The sequence below is a fragment of the Pseudomonas sp. W17 genome (assembly GCF_040268305.1).
GTDB lineage: Bacteria > Pseudomonadota > Gammaproteobacteria > Pseudomonadales > Pseudomonadaceae > Aquipseudomonas > Aquipseudomonas protegens.
Map to the genome: position 1 here is coordinate 3,091,482 of NZ_CP158490.1, position 19,032 is coordinate 3,110,513.

Genomic DNA, 19,032 nt, shown 5'->3' on the forward strand with positions numbered 1-19,032 from the left:
TGTCCCTCAGGGCTATGGTTGATCTGCCTTGCGGTCCTGTTCATCGCTTGGGTGTGGATTGGCGCCGATCCAGTTAACGATGGGATGCGCGCGGTCTTCGTTGAAGATTTCCGTCAACAGTGCGTTGGCCCGTTTGTAGGCGTCGTACTTGTATTCGGTATCCTCCACCGGTTGTGCGGCCATGTCCTCAAGCATCTCAAGATTCAGCCGACGGAATCGATCCGCTCGCTCGCGGGCTTCGTATCGCCCAATGCCCAGGTACTCCAGCGCCCTGCGTCCCAAGGACAGCGCACTTTCGAAGGTTTCCCGCTCGACCGCCTCGATGCCCATCTGGCGCAAGGTAATGATGTGGCCCATGTCGCGCGCGCGCACCACCAACCTCAAGTCAGGAAAGTGCTCCTGGGCCAGTTGGGTCAGTCTCAAGTTGTCGGCCTGATCGTCGATGGCGTTGATCAGCACCACCGCCTGGTCAGCACCGGCGGCATGCAATAAATCCAGACGAGTAGCATCCCCGTAAAACACCTTGACGCCGAATTTGCGCAGCGTCTCGATATGGTCGGGGTCGTGATCCAGCACCACTACCTCAAAGCCGCAAGACATCAGCAAGCGACCGGCGACCTGGCCGAATCGCCCGAAGCCGGCGATGATCACCCGCGGATTTTTCTGGTCGATCGTGTCGGCGTCCCCTTCGGCCTGTTTGCCGGAGGATTCCTGGCGGTTAAGCAGCAGAATCAGCAACGGCGTGACACACATGGACAAGGCTACAGCTAGTGTCAGGCTTTTCCCCCACGGGTCGACCAGAATTCCGGCCACCGTTGCAGCGCCAAACACGACGAACGCAAATTCACTGCCCTGGCCGAGAAACACCGCCTGCCAGGAGCGCTGGTCAGCGGGAACATTCAGGAAGCGCCCGAGCAGTTTGATCACCAGCAGCTTGATCATTATAAAGCCCAGGGTCAGGGTCAAGACCAGCAGCGGTGCATTGATCAGCGTGCCGAAGTCGATCGACATACCTACGCCGATAAAGAACAAGCCGAGCAGTAGCCCCTTGAACGGCTCGATGTCGCTTTCCAGGGCGTGCCGGTATTCGGAGCTGGCCAACAGCACGCCGGCAAGAAAGGCGCCCATGGCCATCGACAAACCGGCTTCTTCCAGCAGAAAGCCGAACCCGAACACCAGAAACAGCGCCACGGCGCTGAAGATTTCGCGCAATCCGGAGCGCGCCACGAAGCGCAACACCGGGCGGGAAACGTACTGGCCTAACACGACGACCGCGCCGATCGCCCCGACGATTTTGGCGACCGATATCGCCAGTTCTGCACCCGACGGCGTGCCGCCATGTGCCGCCAGCAGTGGAATCATTGCCACCAGCGGAATGGCCGCGATGTCCTGGAACAGCAGCACGGCAAAACTGCTGCGGCCCACGGCGGTCGAGGTCATGTTGCGTTCGTTCATGGCTTGCATGGCGATTGCGGTCGACGACAGGCTCAGCGTCAAGCCGACCAACAGCGCTGCCGTCCAGTTCAGGCCCAATGCGACGCAAAACACCGCAATCGCCGCGCCACAGACCAGCATTTGCAAGGCGCCGCCGCCGAATACCATTCGGCGCATAGCCCAGAGCCGTTTGGGATCAAGTTCCAGGCCGATGATGAAAAGCATCAGTACGACGCCGATTTCGGCAAACTCCAAAATGGACTTCACATCCGTTACCAGCTTCAGCCCCCATGGGCCGATCAGGCAGCCGGCAATCAGGTAGCCGAGCACAGGGCCCAGCCCCAGTCGCACGGCAATCGGTACTATCAATGCCGCCGCACCCAGGTAAATGAGCATTTCAATCAGGCTGTGAGTTTCCATATCAATCTTCCTTGCCAGCGGTCAGACGTGCGCTGTAGTGCTCGAGGTGTGTGTGCAGGGCAGTTGGGTCCGCGGTATACGCGCCATGGAAAACCACAGGCTCCAGCCAGCGCATATGGCAATAGATAGCCGTAGCTTGCAGTGGCTGAGCCAGTACAGAAAAACCGGGATGGGCACCGATGCCGAAGTGATCCTCGTCGCCGCCGGTCGTAACTGCCCACAACAGAGGTTTGTCTTTAAGCGCATGGGCGTGTTTGCCGTAGGCCCAGCCATGGGTGAATACATTATCGATCCACAATTTCATCAGGGGAGGGTAGCTGTACCAGTACATTGGATGTTGCAGCACTACCAGGTCAGCCTTTTCAACCGCCCGCTGTTCGGCCTCGACGTCGATGTTGAAGTCGGGATAAAGCGCGTAGAGAGAGCGGATGACGACATCAGGATGAGTGGCTGCCTGCTTGAGCATGGCCGCGTTTACCGTGGATTTGTCCGGGTACGGGTGAGCATAAATGATCAGAATCATTGAATATTCCACGATAAATCAGTGTTCATATAGAACGCAAAAACTCCCGGGTCGTTGGGCGTGATAACGCCCAACGACCCGGGAGTCGTTTATTAAGGGATGAGACCCCTTACTGACCTTTTTGCAGTTTCAGTACTTCTTCAGCTGTAATGGGTTTGCCGCCAATGCCCCAATCGCCGCTCTTGACTTCCTCAAAGATGACCCAGGTGATGCCACGCATGCTTTCACCTTCTACGGATACCATGGCGTCCGTCACTTTCTGAATGACTTCAGCTTTTTGCTGGTCGGTAAAAACGCCTTCAATACCTTTGATGGTAACGAGTGGCATGGTCTGCTCCTTAACGGTTGTGGTGAAAAAAAGTGATGCAATGAGCCATCAAGCGTTGGCTGCGGCATACTCAGGGTAGTCCGTGTAGCCTTTGGCTACTTGATCGCCGACAGCGTAGAACGTCGCGCGATCAGGTTCAGCCAATGGCCAGCCGTTTTGCATCCGCTCTACCAGATCCGGGTTAGCAATGTAGGCGGTGCCGAAGGCGATCAGGTCGAGCTCACCCTTGGCCAATTCAGACTCGGCGAGCGTTTGGGTAAAGCCGCCGGCGGCCATTAAGGTACCTTTATACGCTTCACGGAATGCGGCACCGAAACCCGGTGGCGTTTGCGCGGCGACGATGGTCGGCTGGTAGTTCAGGTGAACGAACGCTAGTTCGCGTTCATTCAGCGCGGCCGCCATGCTCATCCAGGTTTCTTCTTCGCCTTCGTAGACGCCGAAGTCGTACAAGCGACCAAACGGGGAGAAACGTACGCCAATTTTCGAGCCGCCAATTTCGGCAGCGATCGCGTCAATGGTTTCCAACAGGAAACGCTGGCGATTGGCAATTGAACCGCCGTACTGGTCGGTACGGGTGTTCAAAGCGCTGCTGAGGAACTGATCGAACAGAAAGCCATTAGCTGCCATGATTTCGATCCCGTCGAAACCGGCATCCATCGCGATACGTGCGGACTTCACAAAGTCAGCGATGACACGTTTCACTTCGTTGGTTTCCAACGCACGCGGCACGCTGGGTTGTACCGGGCCGGTTTGGTCCGGTGTGGACCAGGCGTACACGGTGGTATCGACCGCCGGCTGAGTACCCGAAGAAACCGGAACGATGCCATGTACCGAAATGTGCGACATACGGCCAACGTGCCACAGTTGCGCGAAAATTTTCCCGCCCTTGGCATGCACTGCGTCAGTTACCGGGCGCCAGCCTGCCAGGTGTTCCTCGGTATAAATCCCGGGGGTGTACAGGTAGCCGCGAGCCTCGTCGGAAATCGGCAGGCCTTCTGTGATGAGCAAGCCAGCGGACGCGCGTTGTGCGTAGTACTGCGCGGTGAACGCGTTCGCGATGTTGTTCAGGGTACGGGTACGGGTCATCGGCGCCATGACCACGCGGTTTTTCAGCGCGGTACCGGACAGATCGTAAGGGGTGAACAGCTTAGTCATGATTGATCTCGACAGTGTTAAAGGTTGAAAGTCAGCGTTTACTTACGACTTATCGAACGCGTCCAGCACGTGAGTGCTGTAGACGAGTGCGGCGCCGGCATTCATGTTGATTGCCACGCTCAAGGCTTCGGCCACTTCTTCACTGGTAACGCCAAGCTTCTTGGCTTCGGCAGCGTGAAAAGCGATACAACCGTCGCAACGAGTGGTCACGGCCACGGCCAGAGAGATCAGCTCGCGGGTCTTGGCGTCCAGGTGGTTGGTCTTGCTACCGGCGGCACCGAGTGCAGCCATGCCTTTCATGGTTTCTGGAGACAGAGCGTTGAGTTCTACCAAGCGAGCGTTGATGTCTTTGCGGGTTTGGGTCCAGTCTTTCATAGGATTCTCACAAAAAAAGTAGGGTGGTGGATGGCGGGCTTCTTGGAACGTGGTAACAAGCTACCATCCAGTTGGTAGGCTTGCAACGTTTATTCTGAAGATATTTGCTATCCGTATAATCGAAGGTGCTGAAAACGCGCTGAAAGACAGTGTAGGGCAGTGACATGACCGAAGCGTTAACCGTTTGCCCTGAGCCGTCGAGAGCGTTTTCGGCAGGTTATTGATTTGTTTTAACCCGCAGTTTTTTGAGCGGCCGCTGGCATCACTGCACGTTTAAACCTTGAAACCGCCTACCAGTTTGTTCACGTTTATCGCCAGGCTCGATAGCTCGCTGCAAGCGCTGGCCGCCTGGCTGGCTCCCGCTGCACTTTGGGTCGAAAGCATCGGTGATGCTGACCCGATTGCGGTACACCTTTCTGGCAGGCCTGCGCCACCGCAATCGAGTTTGTCGCCATGTCGGTACTCAGTTGCATCGCACTCACAGTGAGGATCGACTTGCTTTGGATCGCCTTGTCATCGCTGTGGTTTCTTCGGTCGAAAGTTGAGTGCTATGAGCAAGTGCTCTGACTTCAACGGCCGCGACTGCAAATCTGCCCATTGATCAGCCGCCGATCGCTTCTATGGTCGACTGTTTTGGTCGTGGATTTGTGGGGCCGCGCGAACTTGCCAGGCGCAGAGGGCCGGTGTTCATCCAACCAACCAGCCGGCCACTCCTCATCCATTTGGATTTGATCGCATGTTCAGCCTCGCGCAGTGCAGGTCTGGAGCCCTATGCTGAAGGCCGCAGTGATGAGGCTGCGGCCTATCGTCTTGGCCAAGTTTACCTGCATCATCGGCCTGTGCCGTTGATGCTGTTCGCGGGCGGGGATGGCGATCACCCTCATGGGCGGGCTTTCGTTGGGTCCGCTGGTGATGTTCGGGCTGATTCCGGTGCCGTATGACGTGCTGTTCGCAACCTTGCCTGCGCTGGTCAGGCGCAGCCAAAGAAGTGTATGAAAAACCAGCAGCCTGTCAGCTGTTTAACTTGTTGAAGCGCTCAAAGCCTTGTTCCAGGTCGGCGATAAGGTCTTCCGGGTTTTCCAGGCCAATGTGCAGTCGCACAAGATGGCCATCATGCTCCCAGGTTGTCGCGCTTCTGACTGCTTTAGGGTCTGTAAGCATCGCCAGGCTTTCATAGCCGCCCCACGAGTAACCGATTGAAAACAGCGACAAGTTGTCCAGCAGTGCATCGGCCGCTGCTTGGGTCGCGGGCTTGGTCAGAAAAGACAACAGACCGGAGGCGCCCTTGAAATCTCTTTTCCATAGTTCATGCTGAGGGTGGGATTCGAGGGCCGGGTAGTAAACCGCCGTAACGTCGTCATGGCTTTCCAGCCAGCGGGCCACGATCATCGCGTTTTTGTAATGTCGTTCAAGTCTTACATCCAGGGTTCGCATGCCGCGAAGCGCCAGTGACACGTCGTCAGGGCTGACGAACAAGCCCATATTGAAGTGGTATTTTTTCAGGCGGTCCCAGGCTCTCTCTGAGGCCGAGACCGTTCCCAGCACCGCGTCAGAGTGGCCGACGATGTACTTTGTGGCGGCCATGATCGAAAGATCCACACCCAGTTCCAGCGCAGGATGGTAGAGCGGGGTACCCCAGGTGTTGTCTGCGATCACCAATACGTCATGTGCATGGGCGACCTTGGCGATGGCGGGGATGTCCTGTATTTCCAGGGTCAAGGAACCAGGCGACTCGAGGTAAATGGCCTTGGTGTTAGGTTTGATGAGCGCCGCGATGTCGGAGCCGATCGTCGGGTCGTAGAACGATACTTCGATGCCAAGGCGCCGCCCCACGTCATCGGCAAAAGCCCTTATCGGCGAATACACATTGTCGGCAACCAGCAGGTGATCCCCCGTACCGACCACAGACAATATGGCTGTCGTACATGCGTTGAGACCTGAAGGGCAAAGCACAGTGCCTTGCGCACCTTCAAGTTGGGTCAGGGCCTGGGTCAGCGCCTGCGTCGAGGGGTTGTTCCATCGGCCGTAGATATATTTCTGACGGCCTTCACGCATGTCCTCGCAGGTAGGAAATACGACGGTCGAACCTCGATAAACCGGCGTGTTCACGAAACCATGATGCTGGTCGGGCTCGATTGATGCGTGGGCGAGCAGCGTTTGTACGTTTTTATAAGGCTTCATACGACCGTCCAATGTTTGTCCTGGTGGGGGGCTGGTCGCGGCTAAGGCGACGATATCAGAGTAATTCACACGATATTTAAATGTCTACCATTTGGTTGGCAATTCATTTTTTCGCCATAAAAAACAATAACATGCTCGAGCGTGTTAAATATTTATTGCATGGCTATCATGTGGATGGTAGTTTTTTTGTTGTCCGGCGTTTCTAGTGGTTGTTTGGCCAGGCGAGAGTCGGAGTTATACAAGAGGCGTGCGGGAGAGGCATGGCGCCTGACAAAGTGATGATGAGGAACGTTTTATCTGAACTTTTTAAGGTACACAAAAAGTAGGCGTTTCGATAAATAAAAAAAGCACATTAATCGCTCGGGTGGATTATGAAAAAAAATAATACCTTTCCAAAAGACCGTGGTTTCAAAGGCAGGCCCGCGAACCGGGCAGATTGGCTCGACGCCCACGAAAGTGGCTACTCAAAAAATTTGAAAAAACGCCATGTACAGATGATGGCATTGGGCGGTGCTATTGGCACCGGTTTGTTCTTGGGCGCAGGGGCCAGGCTACAAATTGCTGGTCCGTCGCTGGCCGTTGTTTATTTGGTCTGTGGCATCTTTGCGTTCTTCATCTTGCGAGCCTTGGGCGAGTTGGTAATGCACCGCCCGAGTTGTGGCAGTTTTGTCTCATACACGCGAGAGTTCATGGGAGAAGGCGCTTCTTTCGTGGCGGGATGGATGTATTTTCTGGTGTGGGCATTAACGGGCGTCGTTGATATAACCGCCATCGCTATTTACATGAAGTACTGGAGTATATTTTCTGACGTTCCACAGTGGGTGTTTGCATTGAGTGCCCTGGGTGTGGTGACCGTGATGAATATGGTCGGAGTGAAATGGTTCGGCGAAATGGAATTCTGGTTTGCGGTCATAAAGGTTGCGGCGATCAGTGTCTTCCTGGTTATAGGTTCGTTTTTCTTTGCCACCGGCCATGCGGTGGGAGGCACTATCCCAGGCTTGCACTTGATTACCGAGAATGGCGGGATATTCCCCCATGGGCTATTGCCGGCAATTATCATCGTGCAAGGCGTGATATTTGCGTATGCGAGCATCGAACTGGTGGGTACCGCTGCAGGTGAGACGGCTGATGCACGGCGCGTAATTCCTAAGGCGATCAATGGCGTGATCTGGCGTATCGGCCTGTTTTACGTGGGCTCGGTATTTTTGCTGGTGACCGTTTTACCGTGGACTGCCTACAGCGCTAACGTCAGCCCCTTTGTCACCTTTTTCGAGGCGCTCGGCATTCCTGGCATCGGTTCCGTCATGAACATTGTCGTGATGACTGCCGCGCTCTCAAGCCTAAACTCTGGTTTGTATGCAACAGGGCGGGTGTTGCGATCATTGGCCATGGGCGGGTCTGCGCCGAAAATGTTCAAACGCATGAGCACCCAGGGCGTTCCTTATATGGGGATTCTGGTCACCATGGTCATTAACGTCATTGGAGTGGGGTTGAACTTTCTCATGCCTGCTCAACTCTTCGAGTTGTTATTGAACTTGGTGTCGCTGGGGATATTGTCGACGTGGGCGTTTATTGTTTTGTCACAAATAAACTACCGTCGAGCAGTTAAAAGAGGGGAGGTAGAAATGGTGTCTTTTAAAATGCCTGGCGCGCCATTTACGTCATGGCTGACGCTTATTTTCCTCGGTGTGGTGTTGGTGCTGTTGGGACTCGATTATCCAAACGGGACTTATACTGTCTTGTCTATTCCCTTGGTGGCGATCGCGCTGTCGTTGGGATGGTGGAAGGTGGTCCGCTCCAGAACAAACGAATCATTAGATATCAATGCTCATCCTAATCAAGCAGGCGTATAAGAAATGAACGATAAGAGGCCGAAGTCGTGGTGGCCTCTTATCGTGATGAGTTGAACCAGTGCGCCGGCGCAGTGAGTATTATCGCACTAATAAATATAGGTAAGCGCCATGAGCACACGAACTGATCTTTTAGTTACTGCCGAGTTATTGTTACGAACAAAAGGCTATGCAGCATTCAGCTATGCCGATTTAGCCGATGAAATTGGTATTAAAAAAGCCAGTATTCATCATCATTTTCCAACTAAAGAACATTTGGGGGCCGCGGTCATCGAGAGTTATCTTTTTAGGTTTAAAAAAAAGCTGACATTAATTAACGAAGACAGCGCTGATGTGCTGGCGCGCTTGAAAAATTTTTCTGAGTTTTTCATTGACAGCTCCAACAGTGGCGCATTACCGCTGTGTGGCGCACTTGCCGCTGAGCTGTCGGTATTACCGGAGGCCCTTAAACAATTGACCCGACAATTTTTTGAAGTGCACCTTGCTTGGTTAAAAAATAATTTGGCGCTCGGGCAGTCGTTAAACGTCATCAAAGCAGAACTAGATCCCGAGGCGCTGGCAAGGGCGCTATTGAGCGTGCTGGAAGGCGGTAGTTTTGTTGCATGGGCGCTCAGTGAGAAGGTGACGGATCTGGTTGGGTTTAATTTGATTTTGAATAGTAGTGTCGTGCCAGGCCGGACCTGAAGGCCATCGTTAAGCATTCCCGCGATGTAGCCGCCCAGTTGCATCGCAGGGCAACGAGTTGATGAGTAAGCACCGCGTCTAGGTGTTCAACGGGCTTGCGGCTGTCGCTTTCGTTGAGCAGGTTCCGGACCCGCAGCTTTGGCTCGTTGGAGCGGACCGCAGTGAAGACGATCCAGAATCGCGAGCACTCGCTTTGGCGATTGCCCGTCTGAGCGAGTGGAAGATTCGGGCTCGACTCTGCGCGCACTTGTCTCGATGGAATTACGGGTAGTCACAAGCGATCACTGATATAAGCCGCTGCAATAGTGGGAAGCGTATGTTGCCGATATGCACACTGAAGTTCCTCGTACGATTTCAGGTCTGACGGGGGGCGAGCGACGCTTCCAAGTAAGGGGATGGGAGGAGGGGCTCGGCCCTCAAAGTTGTGAGGGAACAAATTGACAATATTTTTTTTTGGCATAAGTATATTCATAAAAATCATTACAGCGCGGTATGTCGCTATCTAGCTCCTTCACCTAGGGCATAAACCTAGGGCATAAATAGTTGGATCGCACTGTGAATGAGCCAATAAAAAAAGGAGTCAAAAAATCGTGAGTCTTTCAACAAGATTCTGTCTCAAGACCAGCATTAGTGCCTGCGTTGTTGTGCTGGCGACCGGAGCAAACGCCGAGTCCCTAGGTCAGAAAATCTACACTCAAGGAGGCGAGTCACCTGCAGCAGTGGCTTGCGCTACCTGCCATTCTACCAATGGGATGGGCAACAGCAGCGCAGGATTTCCCCGTCTTGCGGGCTTGCCGCAGGGTTATTTGGCCAAGCAACTTGAAGATTTTCGCTCTGGAAAAAGGGCCAGTGCCGTGATGCAACCCATCGCATTGGCGCTTAAAAATACTGAAGGTGAGGCTGTTGCTCGCTACTTAAATGCATTAGTTGTCGATGCTCCGAGTGTCGGGTTGAATTCCACAGGTAGTCTGGGCAGTGTCGCTGAAAAACTGGTGAAGCAAGGAGACTGGAGTCGCAATATTCCTGCGTGTGTGGCTTGTCACGGGGTGAGTAACACTGGCGTGGGAGAAAGCTTTCCCCCGCTTGTTGGCCAGTCCAGTGCCTACATCGCGGCGCAGTTAAATGCTTGGCGCAGTGGAACGCGAAAGAATGACCCAAATGAACTAATGAGCCATATCGCACGTTCGTTGAGCGATACCGAAGTTCAAGATTTGTCAGTCTATTTGCCCAGGTTGAGCGGTGAGGTTAAGCAATGAAGTTTCCAGCGAAAATACTGCTCACTATTGCCATAGCTGTGCCACTTCTGGTTGCGAAAACGTTGTACGAAGAACGCGACATGGCTCCGACAATCAAGGGTCCGGTCGGATCTCAACGTGATGCGAATGCTCAAAGCCACGCCATCATGGCGGTTGATACGGTTTCGCCTTCTGTATTTACCCCACCGCAAGAAATGGACCTGCCAGACAATGCCTTCGGGGTGCTGGTAAAGGAGGGCCGTGATATTTTTGTCAATACTCAAAAAAATGCTCCTGAGTATGTTGGCAATGGTCTTAACTGCAGTAATTGTCACCTCGATCAAGGTCGTAAGGCGGATTCTGCCCCTCTGTGGGGAGCTTATGGCATGTACCCCGCCTATCGAAAAAAGAATAACAAAGTGAATACGTTTACCGAACGGATGCAGGGTTGCTTCGAATTCAGCATGAACGGCAAGGCTCCCTCCAGTGATAGTCATGTAATGAAAGCGCTCGGCACCTATGCCTATTGGCTCTCGACCAAGGCACCTGTGGGCGAGAACCTTCCAGGGCGCCTCTATCCTGTTATCCCCGCACCTGAAAAAGGTTTTGATCTGGCTAAAGGGAAACAAATATATGTTGAACAATGTTCCATTTGCCATGGAGTGGAGGGGCAGGGCCAAAAGTCCTTGGGAGCATTCGTATTTCCGCCGCTTTGGGGATGGGAATCTTACAACTGGGGGGCGGGGATGCACCGCATCAATACTGCCGCCGGTTTTATCAAGCAAAATATGCCCCTGGGTAAGGGCGGTTCTCTGACGGATGATGAAGCTTGGCATGTGGCTGCATACATCAATAGCCATGAGCGACCTCAGGATCCTCGTCTGGTCGATGGTTCCATTGAAAAGACCCGAAAAAAGTATCACGAAGGCGACGGCGTAAACTTATACGGAGAGACCGTTAATGGTGTGATGCTGGGACAAGGTATCAACCAACCGGATTAGCGCTAGCCGCGGCGCCGTGTGTAAGCAAATGTGCAATGTAGCCGTCAGCAGCTTCAATTGCATACCGCAGATGGGTGCTTGGAATGGGCTGAAGTAGCCGGAAAATATCCGTCTACTTTAGGCCATCCCTAGCCAAAATAGAGTCGCGATGAACTTTTCCTGCATCATGCAAGTTTACTCATCTTTAAAAACCAGGGTGAGATCAAGTAGCCTCATTCTGCTACTTAATCCGTTGTGAGCCATGGCGCGGTGTGACCCTGTGGGAGTTGTCTGGCGGCCTTAATGGAGTTTATATAAAGTTACCAAGACCGCCGCTCTCTTATTTACATCGCCCGCTTTGGGCGGCTGCGGTTAATACCGCGCATCCACCGGCTTACCACCCTTCGGCCAATCCTTCAGTTTGTCTGCGAAATCCGGCCTTGGCTGCTGGGAGAAGTACGCCGCCACATCCACAGCCTCTTGGTCCGACAACCCACCCTGCCCCAATGGGAATTTCTCGTGGAACCCGATCGGCATGTTGCGTTTAACAAACGCCGCAGCCGTGTATGTGCGCGCCATCCCCGCCCCAATATTGAACGACTGTTCGCCCCACAACGGCGGATACACCCGTTCGCCATCCGCTCGCGTCAGACCTTGGCCATTGTCGCCATGGCACACCGCACATTGCTTGGCATAAACCAGCTTGCCGTTGTCCAGATTAGGCTTGATCGTCGTGTCGATCTTGCCCACCCCGCGCCCTGCCACTCTATATTCCAGCTTAGCGTTGTTTTTCATCCAGTCGAAGTACGCCACCATCGCCTGCATATCTGTCGATTGTGGTGGCAGCGGCTTGCCATTCATGGAGCGGCGAAAGCAGCCGTTGATCCGTTCTTCCAGGGTCACCACTTTGCCCGCACGTGGCGCATAACCTGGGAAAAACGTCGAGACGCCAACAAACGGCGAACCGTCCGCCACAGTGCCCGCGTTGAGATGGCAACTGGTGCAATTGAGCGAGTTGCCGACGTTATTGGGCAGCAGCTCCTTGGTCTGCAGATGCAGGCGCATGCCGCGTACAACTTGTTCGGCGTTGGGGGCTGTCAGTAACTCAGCCAAACGTGGGGTTTCGAAGGCTGAAGAATCAGTGGTGATCGGGTTGAGCTGGTCGCGCATTTTCTTCACTTGGGCTGCGCTGATGGGCGTGCCTTCATTGTTCCAACTGCTGCGCACGAAACTGAGGATTTCGGCGATTTCCTGATCTGCCAGGCGAGCAAACCCGGGCATGGTGTAGACCCGTGGATGGGTTGCCGTCTCAGCCGTTTTCCACCCGGTGAGGGTGATGTGCAGCAGTGAAGCCGGGTCGTTCGAGGCGACACTCGGGTTACCGGCCAACTGTGGAAACAGGCCTTTCACCCCGCCGCCATCGCTACGGTGGCAGTCACTGCAAAACTGCATGTAACCCAGGCCGCCACGGCTGTTGAACAGTTCCTTGGGCGGTGCTGCGGGCTCGTGCGCCACGGCAGGCATCGGCAGGTCATCCTTACCTGGCGGCAGGGATTTCAAATAGGTCGCGATGGCCGTCAAGTCAGTGTCAGTGAAGTGCTGAGTGCTGTGGTGAATCACATCGGCCATGTTGCCCGAGACTGTGGCAAAGCGGTTCTGCCCGGTTTTGAGCAGTTGCACGGTGTCCTCCACCGTCCACAAGTTGCGCAGGCTCAACGCGCGCCAGTGTTCGACGGTCTCGCCGGCCAGGTAATGCTGGCCGCTGCGGTCCGCATCGCTCATGGCTTTTTCCTGGAAGGCGATGCCGCGCGGGGTGTGGCAAGAGCCGCAGTGGCCAAGGCCCTGGACCAGGTAAGCGCCACGGTTAAGCACTTCATCCTTCGCCGCATCAGGCACGAACGGCTGCTTGTCGAGAAACGCGAAATTCCACAACGCCAGGCCCCAGCGCTGGTTGAACGGAAAGCCCATCTGCGCTTCCATGTTCGGTTTTTTCACTGCCTCCACGCCCTGCATCAGGTAGGCGAACAAGGCGCGCATATCGCCTTCGCTCATCTTCGCGTATGACGGATAGGGCATCGCCGGGTACACGTTCTGCCCGGCAGGCGTCACGCCTTCACGCATCAACCGGTCGAACTGCTCGAATGTGTACTGGCCGATGCCAGTGTCGCGGTCCGGGGTGATGTTGCTCGAATAAATCGTGCCCATCAGCGTGCTCAGCTCCAGCCCGCCGGCCATTGGCGCGCCTTGTTTGGCGGTGTGGCAGGCGATGCAGTCGCCCAGTTGGGCAACGTACTTACCCTGTTCGATCAGCGAGGGGGGAGCTTCGTTGGCGTGCAGGGGAAGAGACAGACACAGCGTCACCCCCACAAGGCACAGACGTAACAGGGGAAAAATCATCGCACTATTCCTTTAATAACCCGGCCTGGGGCGGTCCCCTCGGCGCAGGTCTGCAATCGTTTTTATTGAGTCATCAGGCAGACAACCGGGGCGTGGTCAGCCCCAGCATCGTTTTAGCAAATTTTTTGCGGGCGTCCCTTGATGTGGGTCAGCGTCAGCCACTTACATCAAGGGATTTTATTAAGTGACTCGGACTTCGCCACTGACAACGCGATTTGAAAAAAGCGGTCGACGCAGTGCCCGCCGGTGACACTCACTACACCCGTTCGCTCAGCCGAACAAAGCTGGGGGCAAGTCACGGGCTATAGGCGAGGCTTAGGCAGGCCTGGAAGTGGATGGCTCATGTACATCACTAAATAGCCTTCACCAGCAAGGCCACCGAAACCGCCATCGAAACAGCGGCGAACCCTTTTTGTAGGTGTGGACCTGCTAGCCTGGCCGCGATCAGGCGCCCGCACATCATTCCAACCAATGCGCCCAGGGAGAACGGCAGGGCAATCGCCCACTGCAGATGGCCGGCCGCCGAGCTTGCGGCAACGCCGGACATCGACACCAGTGCAATCACCGCCAGGGACGTTGCCAGCACCGACTGCGCGGTCAAATTGGTGTATCGCTGCAGCGCCGGCACCATCACAAAGCCGCCGCCCACGCCGAGCAAGCCCGAAAGCCCGCCCGCAACCACGCCCGACACCGTGAGCGCCCAGGCGCACGGCGCCGTCCAGTTCAGCTTGCCTCGTTGGGCGTCCAATACGCAGGGCGGCGGCTTGCTCGCGACAGCGGCCTTTGACGCCGCGGACGGCGGCAACGACCGTTTGAATACCCGGAACGCCACATACATCAGCACGCAGGCAAACAGGATCGTCAGCGGACGATTCGGCGTGCGCTGCGCCAACCAAAGGCCCAGGGGCGAACAGATGATCCCGGCGGCGGCAATTAACAGCGCTGCCTTGTAGCGGACGGTGCCGTTTTTCAGGCCCATCACCGCGCCCAGGGTCGCGGCCAGGCCGACGGCCAGCAGGCCAATGGGCCCGGCCTCGGCCATGCTCAAGCCCGCCCCGAACACCAGCAACGGCACCGCGAGTATTCCACCGCCGGCGCCGGTCAGAGCCAGAATCACGCCCACTGTCAATCCGAGCAGTAAGACGATGATCATTTCAGTCTCCTTGCGTTCAGCCCTGATTTCATTGGTCGGTCAACTCGGGTTTCGCCAGCCATTCGCGGCCCTTGAGCATGCCCTTCCAATACAGCGGTGGAAGAATCCGCTCTTTGAGCAGCCAGGCCAGCCGGGACGGGCGGGTGCCGTCGATCAGCCATGACGGGAAGCTGGGGGCGACCTTGCCGCCATAGGTGAACTCCGCCAGGACGATCTTGCCGCGTTCCACCGTCAGCGGGCAGGAGCCGTAACCGTCGTACTGCGCGCAACCGTTCGCCTTACCCATGGCCGCCAACACGTTATGGGCCACCACCGGCGCCTGTTTGCGGGCGGCGGCAGCGGTCTTGGCGTTGCTCGAATTGGCCGCGTCGCCCAGCGCATGAATGTTTGCCCAGGTTTTATGTCGCAGCGTGGCGGGGTCGACATCAATCCAGCCGGCCGCGTCAGCCAACGGGCTGACTCGAATGAAATCCGGCGCGACCTGCGGCGGTACCACATGCAGTAAATCAAACTCACGGGTCACCACACGGGGGCTGCCATCCAGATTCACCCCGCTGAACGTGGCCGTCCGTGCCGGGCCGTCGACGCGGGTGAGGGTGTTGCCGAAATTCAGGTCGATACCGTAAGCAGTGACGTATTCCATCAGCGCCGGCACATAGTCCGGAACCCCGAACAGCACCGCACCGGCGCTGTAGAACTCGATCTCGATGGCATCCAGTACGCCGCTGCGTTTCCAATGATCGGCCGATAGGTACATGGCTTTTTGCGGCGCCCCGGCACATTTGATCGGCATCGGCGGCTGCGTGAAAATCGCCCGACCACCTCGCAGTTGCTGCACCCTTTCCCAGGTATAAGGTGCCAGGTGATACAGGTAGTTGGAGGTCACGCCGTTGCGGCCCAGGGTCTCCGACAAACCTTCGACGGCATGCCAATCGAGCTTCAGGCCGGGGCACACGATCAGTTGCTCGTATTTGACGACCCGGCAGCCATCCAGAATGACCGCATTTCGCTCGGGCTCGAAAGCCGCCACCGCTGCCTTGATCCAATGCACGCCGCGGGGCAGGGTGGTGCCCATCGTGTGAGCCGTTTGACGCGCGTCGAACACACCGCCGCCCACCAGCGTCCAGCCAGGCTGGTAGTAATGCACATCGGCCGGGTCGACGATCGCAATGTCGAGCCCCGGCGCGCGGGCCAGCAGGCTGGAGGCGGTGGCGATACCCGCCGCGCCGGCGCCAATGATGACTACGGTGTGCTGCGCCTCAGCCACTTCGACCGGCGTGCGACCCTGGTTCGCAATCCGCCGAATCACGCCCTTCATATCGAACCCGGCTTTTTTGGCGCTCTCGACGATGTGCGGCAGGTCGTGTTGACCCGCTTGTGACAGCGCCCACATCGTTGTCGAGCGCATACCGGAGCGGCAATAGGCCAACACCGGCTTGGGCAGCGTTTCCAACAGCTTGCCGAAGGCAGCCCCTTGCTCGTCGGTGACTTTGCCCGATTCGGCGGGAAGGTAGTGCGCCTCGATGCCGACTGCGTCGGCGGCGCGTTTGATTTCGGCAAACAACGGTTGGTCGCTGCCTTCGCCATCGGGGCGGTTACAAATGATGGCACGAAAGCCGGCGGCTTTCAGTTCAGCCAATTGGCTGGGGAAAATCTGTTCTGATACTGATAAAGCAGGTGCAAGGCGGCGGATATCCATTAGTGTCTCCGTTATGGCTATTTTTCTTATAAGTTTTTTTGGGTGGGTGAGCGTCAGGCGACGTTGAGCGGGATTTTCAGATAGCGGGTCCCATTCGATTCAGGTTCGGGCAAATGCCCGGCTCGCATGTTGACCTGGACCGAGGGCAGGATCAGTGTCGGCATGTCCATCGATGCATCCCGCTTGGTACGCATCGCCACGAACGCCTCTTCACTGATGCCATTGCGCACATGCACGTTGTGGTCGCGCTGGTCGGCAACGGTGCTGACGAATTGCACTTCACGGCCCCCCGGTTGGTAGTCGTGGCACATATAAAGCAATGTCTCTGCCGGCAGACTCAACACTTTGTTGATTGACTGGAACAGCGTGCGTGCGTCTCCGCCGGGGAAGTCACAGCGGGCAGTGCCGTAGTCGGGCATGAACAAGGTGTCGCCGACGAAGGCTGCCGTTTCGCCGCCGTTGCGGATCACATAAGTCATACAGGCTGGCGTATGGCCGGGTGTGTGCAGTGCGGTGCAGTGCAGCGTGCCGATGCTGAACGACTCGTCGCTGACGAACAGGTGATCGAACTGACTGCCGTCGCGGGGCATATCGCTACCGGTATTGAACAGCGTGCCGAAGACCTTCTGCACCGTCGAAATCTGACTGCCGATGCCTATTTTTCCGCCGACTTTCTCTTTCAGGTAGGGCGCGGCGGTCAGGTGGTCGGCGTGGACGTGGGTCTCCAGAATCCACTCGACCTGCGCATTCAGCTCGTTCACCCGGGCTATCAGGCGGTCGGCGGACGTGGTGGCGGTGTGGCCTGATTTGGGGTCGTAATTCAAAACGCTGTCGATGATCGCGCAGTGGCGGCTGGCTTCATCCAGTACCAGATAGCTGACGGTGTTGGTGGCAGAGTCGAAGAAGCCTTCGACGTGAAGTTTGACGCGCATGAACGGTCTCCTTGAGGGGGCTTTTTTACCGAGCCACTTAGACTAAGGACTGACATTGCAATAAGTTTGCCAGGCGATGGCACTCACTAAATTTTCTAATATCTAATTGATTTTATTTGTTTTTTTGTTGTTGTATGGGCGTGTTAGGGCCTCTATCGGGTGGATTTTTCTGCCATTGGCAGTGCCTGTTGACAGAGGTGGCAGTGCCACAACAGGATAGAAGAATGGATTCCAGGAGCCATGATGAAGACTTTTCAGCCGACCCCCACCAACGCCGTCCCCCCTCCGGATCAAGTGCAGTCGCTTGTTTCGTTTTTGGAACACGAACCGAACCCCATGATCGTGCTTGATCCGGACTACAACATCCTGGCGGCCAACACGGCCTATCAGCGTCAGTTCGGCAGCGCTGACAAGCCCTTCATCGGGCATAAGTGCTATCAGATCTCCCACCATTACGACGTCCCTTGTGATCAGGCGGGTGAGAATTGCCCGATGAAAAAAGCCCAGGAAATGCGTGGGCCGGATCGTGTCTTGCACATCCACCACACGCCTCGGGGGCCGGAGCATGTCGACGTGGAATTGCGCCCGATCCTCGACGAGCACGGGGTGATTACCGCCTATGTGGAGCGCCTGACACTGGTACGCAGCGCCTCGGCGCGCCCCAGCGACGAAGGGTTGGTCGGCTGTTCAGCGGCTTTCAACCTCGCCCTGTCGGAGTTGCAACGGGTGGCGCCCTCCATGCTGCCGGTGCTGCTGCTGGGGGAATCGGGCACCGGTAAAGAGCTGTTCGCGCGCGCCGTCCATGAAACCAGCGAGCGGGCCGCCGGGCCGTTTGTCGTGGTGGATTGCTCGGGCTTGACCGAAACGCTGTTCGAGAGCGAGTTGTTCGGCCATGAAAAAGGCGCCTTTACCGGCGCCATCACGCGCAAGCCCGGCTTGGTCGAAACCGCCCAGGGCGGCACATTATTCCTGGATGAAATTGGCGATGTGCCGTTGGCCATGCAGGTGAAACTGTTGCGCCTGATCGAATCCTCGACTTATCGCCGGGTCGGCAGTGTCGAGACCTGTCACGCCAATTTCAGATTGATTGCCGCCACCCACAAACCGCTGGAAAAGATGATGGAAACAGGCGAGTTCAGGCAGGACCTGTACTATCGCATCAGCGCCTTCCCGATTCACTTGCCACCCTTGCGTAACCGGGTCGAAGACATCGGCTTGCTGGCCAATTCCTTTCTACAGCGTGGCGGTGCCGGCAAGCGCCGCCTGACCCTCGACCCTGAAGCCTTGGCAAGGCTCCAGCAATACCCCTGGCCTGGCAATATCCGTGAGTTACGCAATGCTCTGGAAAGAGCCAGTCTGTTCGCTGACGACGGCGTCATCCGTGCCGTCCATTTACCCCAGGCATGCGCGGCGCTGCCGCCTCAGGCTGTGGCTTCGACGCCGTTAGACAGCAACACGCTGGCGCAGGTGTTGGCGACATTCAAAGGCACCCGCAGCGAGTTGGCCAAGCACCTGGGGATCAGCGACAGGACCTTGTACCGACGCCTGAAAGAACAGGGCCTGGCCTAGGCAGTCTACGACTGCCAATGACTGCCAACCTGGCAGATTGGCAGCGTGCTGGCCTGCCAATTCACGCTGAATTCAACCCGATAACATCGTAACCGTCTGTTTTGTAACGATATAAAT

The 19,032-nt window shown here is 56.3% G+C and carries 15 protein-coding genes; 5 read left to right on the top strand and 10 right to left on the bottom strand.

Translation table 11 applies throughout. The features are described from left to right. Positions 1-12: 12 nt before the first annotated feature. The 6 genes from kefC to metC form a co-directional block, all read right to left on the bottom strand. Entirely contained in the window at positions 13-1,854 is a 1,842-nt protein-coding gene (kefC, locus tag ABCR88_RS14490) for a glutathione-regulated potassium-efflux system protein KefC (protein WP_236188179.1), read from the bottom strand. A 1-nt stretch (position 1,855) separates the two neighbouring features. After that, positions 1,856-2,377 carry a glutathione-regulated potassium-efflux system oxidoreductase KefF gene (kefF, locus tag ABCR88_RS14495; protein WP_069787677.1) on the bottom strand — a complete coding sequence of 174 codons (522 nt, stop codon included), beginning with the start codon at positions 2,375-2,377 and terminating at the stop codon, positions 1,856-1,858. Positions 2,378-2,486: 109 nt separating this feature from the next. Beyond that, on the bottom strand, positions 2,487-2,705 hold the full coding sequence (locus ABCR88_RS14500) for a 4-oxalocrotonate tautomerase family protein (RefSeq protein WP_069787676.1): 219 nt from the start codon (positions 2,703-2,705) through the stop codon (positions 2,487-2,489). Between the two features lie 48 nt (positions 2,706-2,753). Beyond that, positions 2,754-3,860, bottom strand: a complete 1,107-nt coding sequence (locus ABCR88_RS14505) for an alkene reductase (protein WP_069787675.1) — start codon at positions 3,858-3,860, stop codon at positions 2,754-2,756. Between the two features lie 42 nt (positions 3,861-3,902). After that, positions 3,903-4,235 carry a carboxymuconolactone decarboxylase family protein gene (locus tag ABCR88_RS14510; protein WP_236188176.1) on the bottom strand — a complete coding sequence of 111 codons (333 nt, stop codon included), beginning with the start codon at positions 4,233-4,235 and terminating at the stop codon, positions 3,903-3,905. Positions 4,236-5,246: 1,011 nt separating this feature from the next. Then, positions 5,247-6,416 (bottom strand): cystathionine beta-lyase, encoded by a 1,170-nt coding sequence (gene metC, locus ABCR88_RS14515; protein WP_236188175.1) that lies wholly within the window; start codon positions 6,414-6,416, stop codon positions 5,247-5,249. A gap of 371 nt (positions 6,417-6,787) precedes the next feature. Between metC and ABCR88_RS14520 the strand changes: the two genes are divergently transcribed. The 4 genes from ABCR88_RS14520 (at position 6,788) to ABCR88_RS14535 (ending at position 11,186) form a co-directional block, all read left to right on the top strand. Next, positions 6,788-8,269: an amino acid permease gene (locus tag ABCR88_RS14520; protein WP_236184450.1), complete on the top strand. Its 1,482-nt coding sequence runs from the start codon at positions 6,788-6,790 to the stop codon at positions 8,267-8,269. A 108-nt stretch (positions 8,270-8,377) separates the two neighbouring features. Continuing rightward, positions 8,378-8,950 carry a TetR/AcrR family transcriptional regulator gene (locus tag ABCR88_RS14525; RefSeq protein WP_236188173.1) on the top strand — a complete coding sequence of 191 codons (573 nt, stop codon included), beginning with the start codon at positions 8,378-8,380 and terminating at the stop codon, positions 8,948-8,950. Between the two features lie 590 nt (positions 8,951-9,540). Next, positions 9,541-10,206: a c-type cytochrome gene (locus tag ABCR88_RS14530; RefSeq protein ID WP_236188171.1), complete on the top strand. Its 666-nt coding sequence runs from the start codon at positions 9,541-9,543 to the stop codon at positions 10,204-10,206. Further along, on the top strand, positions 10,203-11,186 hold the full coding sequence (locus tag ABCR88_RS14535) for a c-type cytochrome (protein ID WP_236188169.1): 984 nt from the start codon (positions 10,203-10,205) through the stop codon (positions 11,184-11,186). Before ABCR88_RS14530 ends, ABCR88_RS14535 begins: the two co-directional genes overlap by 4 nt. A gap of 351 nt (positions 11,187-11,537) precedes the next feature. Here ABCR88_RS14535 and ABCR88_RS14540 read toward each other — a convergent pair whose 3' ends face one another. From ABCR88_RS14540 to ABCR88_RS14555, 4 genes are all read right to left on the bottom strand, one after another. Then, a complete protein-coding gene (locus ABCR88_RS14540) occupies positions 11,538-13,562 on the bottom strand; it encodes a c-type cytochrome (RefSeq protein WP_236188167.1) in 2,025 nt (674 codons plus the stop codon). 352 nt (positions 13,563-13,914) lie between these two features. After that, positions 13,915-14,715, bottom strand: a complete 801-nt coding sequence (locus ABCR88_RS14545; protein WP_236178662.1) for a sulfite exporter TauE/SafE family protein — start codon at positions 14,713-14,715, stop codon at positions 13,915-13,917. Between the two features lie 28 nt (positions 14,716-14,743). Continuing rightward, positions 14,744-16,414 carry a bifunctional protein tyrosine phosphatase family protein/NAD(P)/FAD-dependent oxidoreductase gene (locus ABCR88_RS14550; RefSeq protein ID WP_236188165.1) on the bottom strand — a complete coding sequence of 557 codons (1,671 nt, stop codon included), beginning with the start codon at positions 16,412-16,414 and terminating at the stop codon, positions 14,744-14,746. A gap of 53 nt (positions 16,415-16,467) precedes the next feature. Further along, on the bottom strand, positions 16,468-17,346 hold the full coding sequence (locus tag ABCR88_RS14555; RefSeq protein ID WP_236184431.1) for an MBL fold metallo-hydrolase: 879 nt from the start codon (positions 17,344-17,346) through the stop codon (positions 16,468-16,470). Positions 17,347-17,589: 243 nt separating this feature from the next. Between ABCR88_RS14555 and ABCR88_RS14560 the strand changes: the two genes are divergently transcribed. After that, a complete protein-coding gene (locus ABCR88_RS14560) occupies positions 17,590-18,915 on the top strand; it encodes a sigma 54-interacting transcriptional regulator (protein ID WP_236184428.1) in 1,326 nt (441 codons plus the stop codon). The last annotated feature ends 117 nt before the right edge of the window (positions 18,916-19,032 follow it).

What these genes read in the sequence shown, in the direction of transcription:
- kefC (WP_236188179.1), bottom strand. Translation starts at nt 1,854, where the DNA reads ATGGAAACTCACAGCCTGATTGAAATGCTCATTTACCTGGGTGCGGCG.
- kefF (WP_069787677.1), bottom strand. Translation starts at nt 2,377, where the DNA reads ATGATTCTGATCATTTATGCTCACCCGTACCCGGACAAATCCACGGTA.
- ABCR88_RS14500 (WP_069787676.1), bottom strand. Translation starts at nt 2,705, where the DNA reads ATGCCACTCGTTACCATCAAAGGTATTGAAGGCGTTTTTACCGACCAG.
- ABCR88_RS14505 (WP_069787675.1), bottom strand. Translation starts at nt 3,860, where the DNA reads ATGACTAAGCTGTTCACCCCTTACGATCTGTCCGGTACCGCGCTGAAA.
- ABCR88_RS14510 (WP_236188176.1), bottom strand. Translation starts at nt 4,235, where the DNA reads ATGAAAGACTGGACCCAAACCCGCAAAGACATCAACGCTCGCTTGGTA.
- metC (WP_236188175.1), bottom strand. Translation starts at nt 6,416, where the DNA reads ATGAAGCCTTATAAAAACGTACAAACGCTGCTCGCCCACGCATCAATC.
- ABCR88_RS14520 (WP_236184450.1), top strand. Translation starts at nt 6,788, where the DNA reads ATGAAAAAAAATAATACCTTTCCAAAAGACCGTGGTTTCAAAGGCAGG.
- ABCR88_RS14525 (WP_236188173.1), top strand. Translation starts at nt 8,378, where the DNA reads ATGAGCACACGAACTGATCTTTTAGTTACTGCCGAGTTATTGTTACGA.
- ABCR88_RS14535 (WP_236188169.1), top strand. Translation starts at nt 10,203, where the DNA reads ATGAAGTTTCCAGCGAAAATACTGCTCACTATTGCCATAGCTGTGCCA.
- ABCR88_RS14540 (WP_236188167.1), bottom strand. Translation starts at nt 13,562, where the DNA reads ATGATTTTTCCCCTGTTACGTCTGTGCCTTGTGGGGGTGACGCTGTGT.
- ABCR88_RS14545 (WP_236178662.1), bottom strand. Translation starts at nt 14,715, where the DNA reads ATGATCATCGTCTTACTGCTCGGATTGACAGTGGGCGTGATTCTGGCT.
- ABCR88_RS14550 (WP_236188165.1), bottom strand. Translation starts at nt 16,414, where the DNA reads ATGGATATCCGCCGCCTTGCACCTGCTTTATCAGTATCAGAACAGATT.
- ABCR88_RS14555 (WP_236184431.1), bottom strand. Translation starts at nt 17,346, where the DNA reads ATGCGCGTCAAACTTCACGTCGAAGGCTTCTTCGACTCTGCCACCAAC.
- ABCR88_RS14560 (WP_236184428.1), top strand. Translation starts at nt 17,590, where the DNA reads ATGAAGACTTTTCAGCCGACCCCCACCAACGCCGTCCCCCCTCCGGAT.